This window comes from Streptomyces sp. NPDC001480, assembly GCF_042894725.1.
Taxonomy (GTDB): domain Bacteria; phylum Actinomycetota; class Actinomycetes; order Streptomycetales; family Streptomycetaceae; genus Streptomyces.
On record NZ_JBIAVX010000005.1, the window covers coordinates 417,903 to 432,998 of the forward strand.

Sequence of the window (15,096 nt, forward strand, 5' to 3'; positions counted from 1 at the left end):
ACGGATGGGCTGGCGGCTCACTCTCCGCCCGTACTTCCTGATCGTCCCGGCGCTGCTGCTGACCTGCGGGATCCTCTACCCGTTCGGACTCGGGCTGTACTACACGCTGTTCGACTTCTCGGCGAGCAAGCCGCAGCCGGACATGGTCCGCCTCCACAACTACGAGACGGTCTTCACGCAGGACGCCTTCTGGAACTCGGCCTGGGTGACCGTGCTGTACGCGGTCGGCGCCGCCGCCGTGGAGACCGTGCTCGGGGTGACGGTCGCCCTGCTGCTGCACCGGTCCTCGCTCGTCGGCCGGATCCTGGAGAAGATCCTGATCCTGCCCCTGATGATCGCCCCGGTGATCGCGGCGATCATGTGGAAGCTGATGCTCCAGCCGTCGGTGGGGGTGGTCAACCACCTGCTGAAGCCCTTCGGGCTGGGGGGAGTGCAGTGGACGGACACCCCGACCGGCGCGCTGCTGTCGTCCATCGCGGTGGACGTGTGGGTCTACACCCCGTTCGTGGCGATCCTCGCCCTGGCCGGGCTGCGGTCCCTGCCCGTCTCCCCGTTCGAGGCGGCGGCCGTCGACGGGGCCCGCTGGTGGTACACCTTCCGGCGGCTGACCCTGCCGATGCTGTGGCCGTACGTGCTGGTCGCGGTGATCTTCCGGTTCATGGACTCGCTGAAGGTGTTCGACATCATCTACGCCCTGACGGAGGGCGGGCCGGGCGACTCGACGGTGGTCCTCCAGATCAGGGCGTACCTGGAGGCGATCCGCTTCCAGCGGTACTCCTTCGGGATCAGCTACACGATCGTGCTGTGGGCCGTGGTGTATCTGGCGGCGATGGTGCTGGTGCGGCACCTGGGGCGGATCCAGCGGAAGGCGGCCGAGGCGAAATGACGTACCGGAAACGCCTGTTGGGCTGGCTGGCGGACGCCGCCCTCGTCCTCTACTTCGTCTTCGCGCTCTTCCCGATCGCCTGGATGGTGATCCTCTCCCTGAAGCCCGCGGACCAGCTCTTCAGCACCTACTTCTCCTTCTCGCCGACGCTGGACGGCTACCGGACCGTCCTCGGCGACAGCGAGGGCATCCCCTTCGTCCGGTTCTTCGTCAACAGCCTGGTGGTGTCGGTGGGCGCGGTCGCGCTGTCGCTCGTCGTCGGCCTTCCGGCGGCGTACGCCTCGGCGCGCTGGCGGTTCAAGGGCTCGGAGAACCTGATGTTCACGCTGCTGTCGTTCCGGTTCGCCCCCGAACTGACCGTCATCATCCCGCTGTTCGTGCTGTACCAGAAGCTCGGGCTGTTCGACACGTACGTCGGCATGGTGTGGGTGCTGCAACTGGTCACCCTGCCGCTGATCGTGTGGATCATGCGGTCGTACTTCGCCGATCTGACGCCCGAGCTGGAGCAGGCGGCCCTGCTCGACGGCTACACGCGCAAGCAGGCGTTCTTCCGCGTCGCCCTCCCCCTGGTCAAGCCGGGGATCGCGGCCGTGTCGCTGTTGGCGTTCATCTTCGCCTGGAACAACTTCGTCTTCCCGCTCATCCTCACCTCCAACGAGGCCCAGACGGTGACCGTGGGCGCGCTGTCCTTCCTCGGCGGCGACCGGCCCAAGTACAACCTCACGGCCGCCGCCGCGCTGGTCTCCGTCGTACCGCCGCTGCTGCTGGCCCTGACCATCCAGCGGTATCTGGTGCGGGGGCTGTCCTTCGGGGCGGTGAAGTCATGATCGGGCTGCACGGCGTCCACAAGTCCTACGGGCGTACCACCGCCCTCGACGGCCTCGAACTGGACGTCGAGGAAGGGGAGTTCTTCTGCCTCCTCGGTCCCTCCGGGGCGGGAAAGACCACGACCCTGAAGACCGTCGCCGGTCTCGAACAGCCCGATTCCGGCACGGTCGAGATCGACGGCAAGGACATGCGCGGAGTCGAACCGTACGACCGGGGCGTGGCCATGTGCTTCGAGAGTTACGCCCTCTACCCGCACCGCTCGGTGTACGACAACCTCGTCTCCCCGCTGCGCTCACCCCGGCACCGGCTGCCCGCCGGCGAGGCCCGCGACCGGGTCGGCGCCATCGCGGAACTCCTCGGCGTCAGCGGCCTGCTGGACCGGTCGGTGGGGCAGCTGTCCAACGGGCAGCGGCAGCGCGTGGCCCTCGGCCGGGTGCTGGTCCGGCCCGCCCGCGCCTTCCTCCTCGACGAGCCGCTCTCCCACCTCGACGCCAAGCTGCGCCAGCAGATGCGGGCCGAACTGAAGGCGATCGGGGCGGTGCGGCGCACCACCACCCTGTACGTCACCCATGACTCGGTGGAGGCGCTGGCCCTCGGCGACCGGATCGGGGTCATCCGGGACGGGCGGATCGTGCAGACGGGGACCCGGGAGGACATCTGGTACCGGCCGTGCGACACCGAGGTTGCGCGGGCCTTCGGGCGGCCCCGGATCAACCTGCTGCCCGGGGTGGTGACGGAGAACGGGGTGCGGTCGGACGGCGGGGTCGAACTGCCGGTCGGGGCGAAGGCGGCCCCGGGGACCGAGGTCCTGGTCGGCGTGCGTCCCCGCGACCTCACGCTGGGCGGCGACGGCCATGAGCTCACCGGCACCGTGTACGTCACCGAGGTGCTGGGCCGGTCCGTCGAGGTGACCGTCCGGCTCGGCAAAGGCAAAGGCGAGGGCGAGCGGCACGTGTCGCTGGTCGCCCCGCGCGGTGACGCGGCGCGGCTGCGTCCCGACGATCCGGTGCGGCTGCGGGTGCGGCCTGAGAACCTGCTGCTGTTCGAGGCCGACCGGCCGGAGCGCCCAGGACGACGGATCGGGAAGAGCACGTGATGAGCAGCAACAGCAGCCCCCAGCAGCAGGGTCCCGCGGCCCGCCAGGCCGCCATGGCCGAACTCGTGCTGGCCGACGGCTCGGCCACCGCGGCCGAACTCGCCGAACGCTTCGGGGTGAGCCTGATGACCATCCACCGGGACCTCGACGAGCTCGAACGGCAGGGGATCGTGCGGAAGTTCAGGGGCGGGGTGACCGCGCAGCCCTCGGGTGTCTTCGAGTCGAACGTGCAGTACCGGCTGAAGACCATGCGGCCGGAGAAGGCCGCCGTCGCCGAGCAGGCGCTGAAGCACATAGAGCCCGGTATGGCGATCCTGCTGGACGACTCCACCTCCACCCTGGAGATAGCCCGCCGACTCCGGCTCGGCGAGATCACCCCGCTCACCGTCGTCACCAACTTCCTGGAGGCGATCAACCTGTTGTCGGACCAGCGGGGCATCCACCTGATGGCGCTGGGCGGCGACTACGACCCGCTGCACTCGTCGTTCCTGGGGGTGTCCTGCGTGGAGGCGGTCGGGCAGCTGCGGGTGGACGTCTGCTTCGCGTCGACGTCGGCCGTGCACGGGGGTTACGCCTACCACCAGGAACAGCACATCGTGTCCGTGAAGCGGGCGATGCTCGACGCGGCCGCGCGGAACGTCCTGCTGATCGACCACACCAAGCTCGGCCGGGTCGCCCTGCACCGGGTCGTCCCGCTCTCCCGCTTCGACCTGCTCCTCGTCGACGAGGGGGCGTCGCAGGAGGCGCTGCGGGACCTGGACGAGCACAAGGTCCGTTACGAGGTCTGCGTGACGAAGGGCGGCCATGACGGCACTGGAGCTACGTGAACTGCGCAAGACCTACCGGGCGCGGGGCCGGCCCGCGGTGGACGCCGTGCGCGGCATCGACCTGGGGCTCGGTTCCGGCGAACTGCTCGGGCTGCTCGGCCCGTCCGGGTGCGGCAAGTCGACGACCCTGCGGATGATCGCCGGGCTGGAGACGGTGACCGGCGGGGACATCCTGGTCGGGGGCGCGTCCGTGGTGCGCCGGCCCGCGCAGGAACGCAACATCGGGGTGGCGTTCGAGAACTACGCGCTGTATCCGCCGCTGACGGTGGCGGAGAACCTGGCGTTCGGGCTGCGGGCCCGCCGGCGGGCGGCCCGGGGTTCCCCGGCGGAAGTCACCCGCAAGGTCGCCGAGATCGCCGAGCGGGTCGGCCTCACCGGCATCCTCGACGCCCGCCCGGCCGGCCTGTCCAGCGGGCAGAAGCAGCGGGTGTCCCTGGCCCGCGCCCTGGTCCGCGAGCCGGACGTGCTCCTCCTCGACGAGCCGCTCTCCCACCTCGACGCCGCCCAGCGCGACACCACGCGCCGCGAACTCAAGCGCATCCAGCGGGACCTGGGCCACACCACCATCCTGGTCACCCACGACCAGGAGGAGGCCCTCTCCCTCGCCGACCGGATCGCGGTGATGAAGGACGGCGTGATCCAGCAGCTCGGCACACCGTTCGAGATCTACGACAGTCCGGCCACCACCTTCGTCGCGGACTTCGTCGGCGAACCCGCGATCAACCTGCTGCCCGGCATCGCCACGGCCGACGGCCACGCCCGCCTCTCGGCCACCGTGCGGATCGCGCTGCCGGTACCGGTGGCCGAGGGGCGCGCGGTGGTGGTCGGGATCCGTCCCGAGGACCTGGAGCTGACGGGGTCGGACGGAATCCCCGCCCGGGTGGTGGCCCACGAACCGCTCCTGGAGTCGGGGATCGCCACCCTCCGCCTCGACGGGGTGGAACGCCCCCTCGTCGTCCTCACCGGCCCCGAGGTGCGCCTCGCGCACGACGACCAGGTCCGGGTGACGCCCGGACTCACCCATGTCTTCGACGCCGAGACAGGAGACTCCCTGCGATGACCTCCGCCCGCAGTGTGCGTGTCGTGGCCGCCGGCGACCGCTTCGTCCTGCCGTCGCTCATCACGCAGGCGCTCACCGACGAGCTGAAAGGACCGTGCGACGTCCGGGAACTGACCCTCGGCTGGCCCCTGGAGCCCTTCGGCCCGGTCGCCGAGGTGAGCGAGGCGAGTGACGCCGAGGACGAGCTGATCGACGCGCTCACGGACGCCGAGGTGCTGGTGACCCAGATGGGCCCCGTCACCGCGCGCGTCCTCGACGCCTGCCCCCGGCTGCGGCTGGTCGTCGTCTGCCGGGGCGGCCCGGTCAACGTCAACCTGGACGCGGCCGGGGCGCACGACGTCCGGGTGTGCTTCGCGCCCGGCCGCAACGCCGCCGCCACCGCCGAGTTCACCGTCGGCCTGCTGCTCGCCGCCCTGCGCCGCATCCCGCAGGCCCACGACCTGCTCGCCCGGCAGGGCAGCTGGGCCGGGGCCGCCTACTACACGTACGAGCACAGCGGCCTGGAGCTGGAGGACCTGCCCGTCGGCCTGGTCGGGTACGGGGCGGTGGGCAGCCGGGTCGCGCGGGTGCTGTGCGCCTTCGGGGCGCGGGTGATGGTGTACGACCCGTACGTCCGCGGGGAGGTCCACGGCCTGCGGCTGGCCTCCCTGGACGAGCTGCTGCGCCGCTCCCGGGTGATCACCCTGCACGCCCGGCTCACCGACGAGACGCGCGGGCTGATCGGCGCCCGCGAGCTGGCGCTGCTGCCGCCCGGCGCGGTGGTGGTGAACGCGGCGCGCGGCCCGCTCCTCGACGAGGACGCGCTGTGCGACGCGCTGGAGAGCGGGCGGCTGTCGGCGGCGGCCCTCGACACGTACGCGGTGGAGCCGCTGCCGCACGACGCGCGGCTGACGGGGTCGACGGGGCTGGTTGAGCGGGTCGTCCTGACCCCGCACCTGGGCGGGGCCAGCCGGGCGGTGGCTCAGAAGGCCGCGCGGATCGCGGCGGCGGAGGTGGGGCGCTGGGTGCGCGGGGAGCCGCTGGCTCACTGTCTGACTTGATGGCCGTACCGGGAATGCCGGACATGGTCGTACCGGGAGGTGACATGTACGTCGGGATCGATGTGGGCACGTCCATGGTGAAGGCCGCCGCGTTCGACGCGAGCGGGCGCCAACTGGCGGTCGAGGCCCGGCCGGTGGGCCTCGATCTGCGTGAGGGGCGCGTGGAGCAGGACATGGCGGAGGTGTACGGGGCGGTCGTCGACGTGCTCGGCGCGCTGACCGCGCGGGTGCCCCAGGGGGTGGAGCTGGCCGGGCTGACCGGGCAGGGGGACGGGGTGTGGCTGGTCGACGCCGAGGGGCGGCCGGTGCGGCCGGCGGCCTCCTGGATGGACGGCCGGGCGCACGAACTGCTCGACCAGTGGCTGGCGGACGGCACGTTCGAGACGGTGTTCCGGCGCACGGGCAGCGCCATGTTCCCGGGGTGCCCTGGGCCGCTGCTGGCCTGGTTCGACCGGTACGAGCCGAAGTCGCTGGACGCGGCGACGGCCGCCGTCTACTGCAAGGACATGGTCTTCCAGCGGCTGACGGGCGCGGCCCGGGCGACGACGGACGTGTCGGACGCGTCGATGCCGTTCCTCGACCCGCGCACCCGGTCCTACGACAACCGGGTCGTCGAGCTCCTGGGCCTGACCCACCGCAGGCGCCTGCTCGCCCCGGTCAGCTACCCGGTGGCGACCGGCGAGGCGCACGGCGAGGGGCTGCCGGCCGGCACACCGCTGGCGAACGGCCCGTACGACCTGCCCGCCTGCGCGCTCGGCGCCGGGGTCACCCGGCCGGGTGACGGCCTGCTGATCGTCGGCACCTGCCTGGCCGCCCTGGTCGCCACCGACGGCCTGGACCTGACGGGTGAACCGGCCGGCCTGTACATCTCCACCGACCGCCCGGGCCACCGGCTGCGCGCGATGCCCGCGATGGTCGGCACGGCGGCCCTGGACTGGGTGCTGTCCACGACGGGCGTGCGGCACGAAGAGGTCGACGCCATGCTGGCCGGGACCCCGCCCGGCGCCCACGGCGTCCGCGTCCTGCCCTACTTCGCGCCCTCCGGCGAACGCGCCCCCTTCGTCGAGCCCCGGCTGCGGGCCGAACTCACCGGGGTCTGCCTGGAGACCACCCCCGCCGACCTGATCCGCGCGACCTGCGAGGGCATCGGCTACGCCGCCCGGCACTGCCTGGCCGCGGCGGGTCTGACGGGGACCCTGGCGGTGTGCGGCGGCGGCACCCGCAGCCCCGCCTGGACGCGGCTGCTGGCCGATGTGCTGGGCCGCCCGTTACGCGTGGTCGAGGGCGAGGTGGGCGCGCGGGGCGCGGTACTGGCGGCCGCCGAACGGTACGGGGTGGCCCTGGACGCGGACGCCTGGACCCGGCCGGCGCTGGTGGTGGAGCCGGACGAGGACCGGGTGGCGTACTACGCCAAGGGCTACGAGGAGCACCTGGAAAGACTGGCGGAGGCCAGGGCCCGGGCGCGGCGGTGACCGCGGCCCGTCCCGGCGCGCCCTTACGGAAGGCGGTACATGGAGTTCAAGCGATGCCCGAGCTGCGGCGGCCCGTTGCAGGCGTTCCGTCCGCTCACCGACGAGGAGAAGGAGTACGTCCGCAAGGAGAAACCGGACCACGCGCCCGACGCCTATGTGCGCTGCACCCGGGAGGGCTGCCGCCGGTACCAGCGCAGCTGGAACTGGACCGACGGCGGCTGGTTCCCCCCTCCCGAGGAGGCGTGAGGGTCAGGCATCAGGCTACGAGGATCAGAGGTTGCTGAAGTCGGGTCCCTTGGTGCGGGTCCGCTTGATCTCGTAGAAGCCGGGGACGGAGGCGACCGCGAGGGTGCCGTCCCAGAGGCGGGCGGCTTCCTCGCCCTTGGGGGCGGGGGTGACGACGGGGCCGAAGAAGGCGATCTGCTCGCCGTCGGGGCCCGGGACCGCGATGACCGGGGTGCCGACGTCCTGGCCGACCTTCTCGATGCCCTCCTTGTGGGAGGCGCGCAGCTCGGCGTCGAACTCGAAGTCCTTCTGCTCGGCGTACTCGATGAGGTCGGCGGGCAGGCCGGCGTCCGCGAGGGCGCCCGCGATCGCCTCGGGGGTCGGGCCCTCGCCGTTGTTGTGGAAGCGGGTGCCGAGCGCGGTGTAGAGGGGGCCGAGGACGTCGGCGCCGTGCTTCTGCCAGGCCGCGGTCACCACCCGGACCGGCTTCCACGCCTTGGTGGCGAGCATCTCGCGGTACTCCTCGGGCAGCTCGTCCAGCCGGTTCTCGTTCAGCACGGCCAGGCTCATGATGTGCCAGCGGACCTCGATGTCCCGGACCTTCTCCACTTCCAGCACCCAACGGGAGGTCATCCAGGCCCAGGGGCACAGCGGGTCGAACCAGAAGTCGACGGGGGTCTTGCCGGAGGCGGTCGTGGTCTCGGACATGGCTCTCCTCGGGAAACGGGTCGTTTCCAGCGGCAACACCAGGATCACCGGGCTCATTCCCGCTGTCCCGCGTCAGGGGCGCATGGCAGGATCGGTCCTGTTCAGACGTACCCCCGACGATGAGGGAGTTGCCGCCCGTGCCCGGTGAGAATCTGTCCCGCGACGAGGCCCGGGAGCGGGCCGCCCTGCTGTCCGTCGACGGGTACGAGGTGTCCCTGGACCTGCGGTCCGCGGTCGGTGGCGGCGACGGCGAGCCGCGTACCTTCCGCTCGGTCACCACCATCCGGTTCCGGTGCGGCGAGCCGGGCGCCTCCAGCTTCGCCGATCTGATCGCCCCGAGCGTGACCGCCGTCACGCTCAACGGGAAGGACCTGGACCCGGGCGAGGTCTTCGACGGTTCACGGATCACCCTGGAGGACCTGGCCGCCGACAACGAGCTGACCGTCGACGCCCAGTGCGCGTACTCCCGCACCGGCGAGGGCATGCACCGCTTCGTCGACCCCGAGGACGGCGAGGTCTACCTCTACACCCAGTACGAGCCGGCCGACTCCCGCCGCGTCTTCGCGAACTTCGAGCAGCCCGACCTCAAGGCCCCCTTCCGCTTCGAGGTGCGGGCGCCGGAGGGCTGGACGGTGTGGAGCAACGGCGCCGGCGAACTCACCGACGGCGTCTGGCGGTTCGCGGAGACGAAGCCGATCTCGACCTACATCACGTGCGTCGTCGCGGGCCCGTACCACTACGTCACGGACTCCTACTCGCGCACCTTCGAGGACGGCTCCCGGCTGGAGATCCCGCTCGGCGCCATGTGCCGCAAGGGCCTCGCCCCCTATTTCGAGGCCGACGACGTCTTCCTGATCACCAAGCAGGGCCTGGACTTCTTCCACGACCACTTCGACTACCCGTACCCCTTCGGGAAGTACGACCAGGCGTTCGTGCCCGAGTACAACCTCGGCGCGATGGAGAACCCGGGGCTGGTGACCTTCCGCGAGGAGTACATCTTCCGCGGGAAGGTCACGCGGGCGTCGTACGAGAGCCGGGCCAACGTCATCCTGCACGAGATGGCCCACATGTGGTTCGGCGACCTGGTCACCATGGAGTGGTGGGACGACCTGTGGCTCAAGGAGTCCTTCGCGGACTTCATGGGCACGTTCGCGAACGTCGGCGCGACCCGCTTCAGCGACGCGTGGATCACCTTCGCCAACCGCCGCAAGGCCTGGGCCTACCGCGCCGACCAGCTGCCCTCCACCCACCCCATCACCGCCGACATCCGCGACCTCCAGGACGCCAAGCTCAACTTCGACGGCATCACCTACGCCAAGGGTGCCTCCGTGCTGAAGCAGCTGGTGGCGTACGTCGGCCAGGACGCCTTCCTGGAGGGCGCCCGCCGCTACTTCAAGCGCAACGCCTACGGCAACACGCGCCTCGGCGACCTGCTGTCGGTCCTGGAGGAGACCAGCGGCCGGGACCTGACCGGCTGGGCGCGCTCCTGGCTCCAGACGGCCGGGGTCAACTCGCTGACCCCGCAGGTGCTGCTGGACGAGCGGGGCCGGATCGCGGAACTGGCCGTGCTCCAGGAGGCTCCCGAGTCACACCCGGAGCTGCGCCCGCACCGGGTGGCGGTGGGCCTGTACCGGCGTACGCCCGAGGGGGCACTGGAGCGGTACGCGCGCGTGGAGGCGGACGTCGAGGGGCCGCGGACGGTGGTGGCGGAACTGGCCGGCGCCGAGGCACCGGAGCTCGTACTCGTCAACGACGACGACCTCACGTACTGCAAGATCCGCTTCGACGAGACCTCGCTGGCCACCCTGCGGGAGCACCTCGGCGCGATCAGCGACCCGCTGGCCCGCGCCCTGTGCTGGTCGGCCCTGTGGAACCTGACCCGGGACGCGCTGCTCCCGGCCCGGGACTTCGTCGGCCTGGTGCTGCGCTTCGCGGGCCGGGAGTCCGAGATCGGTGTGGTGCAGATGCTGCACGCCTGGGCGGAGTCGGCGCTGGTGCACTACGCGGCCCCGGACTGGCGGGAGACCGGCGAGCGGCTGCTCTCCGAGGGCGCCCTGCGGGAGCTGCGGCAGGCCGAGGCGGGCAGCGAGCACCAGCTGGCGTGGGCGCGCTTCTTCGCGTCGGCGGCCACCGGCGAGGACGATCTGGCGCTGTTGAAGGACCTGCTGGACGGCAGCGAGGTGGTCGAGGGGCTGGAGGTGGACCAGGAGCTGCGCTGGGCGTTCCTGGAGCCGCTCGCGGCGCACGGGGCGGCGGACGAGGGCGTGCTGGCGGCCGAACTGGCCCGGGACGACACCGCGTCCGGTAAGCGCCATCAGGTCCGCTGCCTGGCCGCCCGTCCGTCGGCGGCGGTGAAGGCGCAGGCGTGGGCCCAGGTCGTGGAGTCCGACACGCTCTCCAACGCGCTGGTGGAGGCCACCATCGCGGGCTTCGCGCAGGCCTCGCAGCGGGAGTTGACGGCACCGTACGCGCCGAAGTACTTCGCGGCGATCGAGCGGGTGTGGTCCGAGCGGTCCATCCAGATCGGCATGGACGTGGTCCGGGGCCTGTTCCCCGCCTTCCAGGACTCGCCGGAGACGCTGGCGGCGGCGGACGCCTGGCTGGCGGCGCACCCGGACGCAGCGCCCGCGCTGCGCCGGCTGGTGCTGGAGGCGCGGGACGATCTGGCGCGGGGGCTGCGGGGGCAGGAGTGCGACGCGCGGGAAGCCGTGGCCTGAGCCCGAGCTTTGGCCTGAGATCGGCCGGTCCGTGACCGTTACGGAATTCAGGCAATAGGAGCCGTAACCCCTGGTCCGCACCCGAACGGACCAGGGGTTTTCCGTGCCTACTCGGCATCCGAACATCCGTCCTTTAGTCCCGTCTTGTCCGCATTTATCGACGAGCGTGTAACAGCGGTTAGGACAGGGACCGGACCCGGGAATCGGGACGGCATGACGCACAACACCCCGCTCTCCCCCCGCCCCCTCCGTCACCTCTCCGAGGTGCAGCGCCGCGTGATGACCGCGGCCCAGCTCCGCTCCCACGGCGTCACCCCCGCCGAACTGAACGACCAGTGCCGCCCCGGCGGCCCCTGGCAGCAGCTCCTGCCCGGCGTCACCCTGCTCCACCCCGGCCCGCCGACCAGCGAGGAGCGCCTGCACGCGGCCCTGATGTACGCGGCGAAGGAGCCGGCCACCGGGGCGCCCGGAGTGCCCGAGCAGCCCAGCGCGGAGACCCCGCACCGCCCGGTGTACGCGGACGCGATGATCACCGGCCTGGCGGCCCTGACGCTGCACGGCTTCACGTCGTCGCCCCCGCTGCCGTCCCTGGAGCACATCGACGTCCTCGTCCCCCGGCTGCGCCGGCTGCGTTCCGCGAGCTACGTCCACGTCGTCCGCGCGGTCGGCCTGCCCGCTCCGCGCCAGGTGACGGGCGTGCCGGTGGCACCGGTGCCGCGGGCGCTGGCGGACGCGGTGGCCGGGCTGACGGACGCGACGGCGGTCCGCCGGCTGCTCACCGAGGCGGTACGCGCGGGCCACTGCGAACCGGCCGCCGTCGTGCGGGAGCTGACCCAGGCGAAGCTCCTGACCCGCCCGCACGTGGTGGACGCCGTGGACTCGCTGCTGGCGGAGGGCCGGGCGATCGCGGAGGGCCGCCTGTACCGGATGGTGCACAAGTACGGCCTTCCCGACCCGGTCTGGAACGTCGACCTCCGCCTCCCCGGCGGCCCGCACCTCGGCGGCCTGGACGCCTACTGGCCCGAGCAGGCGGTCGCGGTGGAGCTGGACACGCGGGCCCCGCGGCAGGAGGAGGACGCGATGTGGTCCGAGTACGCCCGCAAGCGGGAGCACCTGGAGCGGCTGGGCATCACGGTCGTCCACATCACCCCGAGGAAGCTCCGGGACTCGATGGAACAGCAGGCGACGGTCATCCGCACGGCCCTGATGGCGGCGGCGGACCGCGACCCGGCCGCGTATGTCGTGGTCCTGCCCCGGTAGTGGGGTGGAGTGCCCGCTTCCCCCACCTCGCTACACCCCTCTACCTCTCCCAGACGCCCCCGAGCAGGTCAGGTCGGAGTCCGTCGGCCGGAACTCCGATGTGGGAGGAGTGGACCCGTTCGAGCAGTTCGGCGTACGCCGCGATCATGCGGGTGCGGCTGAAGCGCGCGCGGCTCCGCAGCAGCGCCGGGGCGAAGCCGGCCCGGCCGGCGACCGCGCCCGACCAGGCCTGGGCGATGGCGTCGGGGTCGGGCGGGGTGACGACCCCGTGGCCGGAGACCAGGGCCGCGCTGTCGCCGACGTCGGTCGTCACGGGCACGGCCCCGCACATCATGCCCTCGATCAGGCAGAGCGGCGCCGCCTCCCCGGAGGAGGAGGTGAGGGCGACCACGTCGGCGGACGCGTACACCGCTTCCATGTCACCCCGTACTCCCAGCAGGTGCACCCGGTCGGCGAGGGAGGCCCCCCGCTCCCCGAAGGCGGCCCCGATGTCGGCCGCCAGCGCCGGGTTCCCGGACGTCATCCCCGCCCCGCACATCAGCACATGGCCCCCGCCCTCGCGCGCCAGCCAGGCCCGTGCCGCCCGCAGGAAGAGCGGGACGTTCTTCATGGCGGCGTACCGGGCGGCGAAGACGACGACCGGCGCCGAGTCGGGTATGCCGAGCGCCATGCGCAGGGCCAGCCTGCGGACCGGGTCCGGGCGGAACCGGAACAGGTCCACCCCGTTGGGGATGACGTGCAGCAGCCCGGCCGGGATCCCCGCGTCCCGGTACGCCGCCCGCGTCGACTCCGCGCAGCACACGCACGCCACCACCGTGCCGTCGGCGATGGCGGCCTTCAGCTCGTCCAGGGCGGCGCCCTGGTTCTCGGGGTCGGAGCGGTGCAGGCAGACCACGACCGGACGGCGGGGCAGCCCGGCCTGGTTCAGGAGCGCCAGCGGCTGCTCCTTCAGGGAGAGGACCACGTCGGCCGCCGCCATGGCCCGAGCCGTATCGGCCAGTTCGGGCCCGCTGAAAACAGCCGGACGATCGTCCGAACCGATATGACCGCGCCCCAGGGTGCCGACCCCCACCCCGGCCGCCGTCAGCGACCGGTAGCAGGCGTCGTCCCGCATCCGCTGCCGGGTCTCCTCCCGGTGCACCTCACCATGGATGCTGAGTACCCGGTGGTCCTGGCCGCCTTCCGCCAGCCCCAGCACGACATCGCTGTGCACGATCCGGGCCCCTCCGGAGAAGAAGCCTTCGTAGACCGACAGCACTCGCAGCCCGCTTCCCGTACGCATACGATCACCCGCCTTGCACATAAATCGAGCCAAACCCGTGAACAGTGGGTCAGCCGATATGAGGCGGTACGGACGTTTCGTACGGATGAACTGGCCGTCTCGTATCGAAGTCGGCTCAGTTACACCCCCTCACGGCTCACCGGAACGCCTCGACGTTCCGCGTCGCCCACTGGGCGAAGGTGCCCGGCGCCCGCCCCAGGACCCGCTCCACATCCGGGCTGACCTGCTGCTCCTCCGGCATGGGGGCGCCGAGCAGAGCCAGTGTGCCCGTCACCACCGGCAGCGGCATGAACGCGGCCATCTGCGCCTCGGCCTCCTCCCGCGTCTGCTCCACGAACCGGACCGGCTCGCCGAGCGCCGCCGCGAGGGCGGCCGCCCGCTCGCGCGGGGTCGTGGGCGCGGGGCCGGTGAGGGTGTAGGTCGCTCCGGCGTGACCGGAGCCCGCCGCCCGGCCCGGCCCCTCCGCGCGGAGGACCGCCGCACCCACCGCCGCCACGTCGTCGGGGTCGACGAAGGGCAGGCCCACGTCACCGAAGGGCGCCGCGGCGGTGCGGTGCAGCCGTACCGGCTCGGCCCAGGCGAAGGCGTTCGACGCCAGGCCGCCGGAGCGCAGGACCGTCCACTCCAGGCCCGATTCCCGCACGGCCGCCTCGAAGCCTGCCGCGTGCCCGTACACCTGCGGGCGGGTGCCGGCCCCCTGGCTGGAGAGCAGCACCAGTCTGCGGACGCCCGCCGCCTTGGCCGCGCCCACGATGCCCTGCGGGTCCTCCCCCGCCACCAGGAGGAACAGGGCCTCGGCGCCCTCGAGGGCGGGGCGCAGGCCCTCGGGCTCCCCGAGGTCGGCGGCCACCGCACGCGCCCCCGGCGGGACGTCGGCCTCGGTGATCCGGCGGGCGACCCCGGTCACCCGCTCCCCCGCCTCCACCAGTAGCCGTACCAGCGTCCGGCCGACGTTGCCCGTTGCGCCCGTCACGACGATCATCTGATCCCCCAGCAAGTTAGTTAGCCGACTGACTCACTTCGACGGACAGACCGTAGCACGGATCGCGCCCTAAAGTTAGTCGGGTGACTGACTCACAGACTTCGAGGCAGAGTTCGGGAGAGAACCCGAGGGTGAAGGCCGCCGGGGCCAAGCGGCGGCGGCTGATGGCCGCCGCGGCCGAGGTGGTGCACCGGCAGGGCGTCGAGCGGACCACGATCGCCGACATCGCCCGCGCCGCCGACGTGCCGACCGGGAACGTCTACTACTACTTCAAGACCAAGGACGATCTCGTCGCGGCCGCGCTCGACGAGCACTCCCGCCAACTGGACGCTCTCGTAGAGGAGTTGGAGCGCCTCCCCGGCCCCCGCGAGCGCCTCGTGGCGCTGGTGCGCGGCTGGGTGGAGCAGCGTGAGCTCGCGGCCCGCTTCGGCTGCCCGACCGGGACGCTCGCCGCGGAGCTGGACAAGCGGGCGGAGGGCGGGCTGGACGCCGAGGCCGGGAAGGTCATGAGGCGGCTCCTCGACTGGGTGGCGGGGCAGTTCGGGGAGCTGGGCCTGCCCGACCCGGACGGGCTCGCGCTGACGCTGGTGGGCGCGTACCAGGGCATGTCGCTGCTGGCCAACGCCCTGCGCGACCCGGAGGTCATGACGAAGGAGGGAGCCCGGCTGATCGACTGGCTGGGCTCCCTCCCCGGCGGAGAAGAGGGCTAGCGG

The 15,096-nt window shown here is 72.2% G+C and carries 14 protein-coding genes; 11 read left to right on the plus strand and 3 right to left on the minus strand.

What is annotated here, in order from left to right:
* Positions 1-4 precede the first annotated feature (4 nt).
* Genes ACFY01_RS14790 through ACFY01_RS14825 form a run of 8 tightly spaced genes read left to right on the plus strand, consistent with a single transcriptional unit; the run spans position 5 to position 7,455 of the window.
* Positions 5-886 (plus strand): carbohydrate ABC transporter permease, encoded by an 882-nt coding sequence (locus tag ACFY01_RS14790; protein WP_390736094.1) that lies wholly within the window; start codon positions 5-7, stop codon positions 884-886.
* Positions 883-1,713, plus strand: coding sequence for a carbohydrate ABC transporter permease (locus ACFY01_RS14795; RefSeq protein WP_390736095.1), 831 nt, complete (start codon positions 883-885; stop codon positions 1,711-1,713). The genes ACFY01_RS14790 and ACFY01_RS14795 overlap by 4 nt, the downstream gene beginning before the upstream one ends.
* Positions 1,710-2,810, plus strand: a complete 1,101-nt coding sequence (locus ACFY01_RS14800; RefSeq protein WP_390736096.1) for an ABC transporter ATP-binding protein — start codon at positions 1,710-1,712, stop codon at positions 2,808-2,810. The genes ACFY01_RS14795 and ACFY01_RS14800 overlap by 4 nt, the downstream gene beginning before the upstream one ends.
* Positions 2,810-3,637 carry a DeoR/GlpR family DNA-binding transcription regulator gene (locus ACFY01_RS14805; protein ID WP_390736097.1) on the plus strand — a complete coding sequence of 276 codons (828 nt, stop codon included), beginning with the start codon at positions 2,810-2,812 and terminating at the stop codon, positions 3,635-3,637. The genes ACFY01_RS14800 and ACFY01_RS14805 overlap by 1 nt, the downstream gene beginning before the upstream one ends.
* Entirely contained in the window at positions 3,615-4,697 is a 1,083-nt protein-coding gene (locus ACFY01_RS14810; protein WP_390736098.1) for an ABC transporter ATP-binding protein, read from the plus strand. Before ACFY01_RS14805 ends, ACFY01_RS14810 begins: the two co-directional genes overlap by 23 nt.
* Positions 4,694-5,737, plus strand: a complete 1,044-nt coding sequence (locus ACFY01_RS14815; protein WP_390736099.1) for a 2-hydroxyacid dehydrogenase — start codon at positions 4,694-4,696, stop codon at positions 5,735-5,737. Before ACFY01_RS14810 ends, ACFY01_RS14815 begins: the two co-directional genes overlap by 4 nt.
* 44 nt (positions 5,738-5,781) lie before the next feature.
* Positions 5,782-7,209 carry an FGGY family carbohydrate kinase gene (locus ACFY01_RS14820; RefSeq protein WP_390736226.1) on the plus strand — a complete coding sequence of 476 codons (1,428 nt, stop codon included), beginning with the start codon at positions 5,782-5,784 and terminating at the stop codon, positions 7,207-7,209.
* Between the two features lie 39 nt (positions 7,210-7,248).
* On the plus strand, positions 7,249-7,455 hold the full coding sequence (locus ACFY01_RS14825) for a hypothetical protein (RefSeq protein WP_390736100.1): 207 nt from the start codon (positions 7,249-7,251) through the stop codon (positions 7,453-7,455).
* A gap of 24 nt (positions 7,456-7,479) precedes the next feature.
* Here the strand turns inward: ACFY01_RS14825 and ACFY01_RS14830 are convergent, their stop codons facing one another.
* On the minus strand, positions 7,480-8,142 hold the full coding sequence (locus tag ACFY01_RS14830; RefSeq protein ID WP_390736101.1) for a DsbA family protein: 663 nt from the start codon (positions 8,140-8,142) through the stop codon (positions 7,480-7,482).
* Positions 8,143-8,279: 137 nt separating this feature from the next.
* Here ACFY01_RS14830 and pepN point away from each other — a divergent pair, with 137 nt between their 5' ends.
* Together pepN and ACFY01_RS14840 are read left to right on the plus strand one after the other, a co-directional pair.
* Positions 8,280-10,859 carry an aminopeptidase N gene (gene pepN, locus ACFY01_RS14835; protein ID WP_390736102.1) on the plus strand — a complete coding sequence of 860 codons (2,580 nt, stop codon included), beginning with the start codon at positions 8,280-8,282 and terminating at the stop codon, positions 10,857-10,859.
* A 213-nt stretch (positions 10,860-11,072) separates the two neighbouring features.
* On the plus strand, positions 11,073-12,119 hold the full coding sequence (locus tag ACFY01_RS14840) for a hypothetical protein (RefSeq protein WP_390736103.1): 1,047 nt from the start codon (positions 11,073-11,075) through the stop codon (positions 12,117-12,119).
* A 40-nt stretch (positions 12,120-12,159) separates the two neighbouring features.
* On the opposite strand, the gene ACFY01_RS14845 is transcribed toward ACFY01_RS14840, so the two are convergent.
* Together ACFY01_RS14845 and ACFY01_RS14850 are read right to left on the minus strand one after the other, a co-directional pair.
* Positions 12,160-13,377 (minus strand): glycosyltransferase, encoded by a 1,218-nt coding sequence (locus tag ACFY01_RS14845; protein WP_390736227.1) that lies wholly within the window; start codon positions 13,375-13,377, stop codon positions 12,160-12,162.
* Positions 13,378-13,537: 160 nt separating this feature from the next.
* Positions 13,538-14,383, minus strand: a complete 846-nt coding sequence (locus tag ACFY01_RS14850; RefSeq protein WP_390736104.1) for an SDR family oxidoreductase — start codon at positions 14,381-14,383, stop codon at positions 13,538-13,540.
* A 164-nt stretch (positions 14,384-14,547) separates the two neighbouring features.
* Between ACFY01_RS14850 and ACFY01_RS14855 the strand changes: the two genes are divergently transcribed.
* A complete protein-coding gene (locus ACFY01_RS14855) occupies positions 14,548-15,093 on the plus strand; it encodes a TetR/AcrR family transcriptional regulator (RefSeq protein ID WP_390736228.1) in 546 nt (181 codons plus the stop codon).
* Positions 15,094-15,096: the final 3 nt, after the last annotated feature.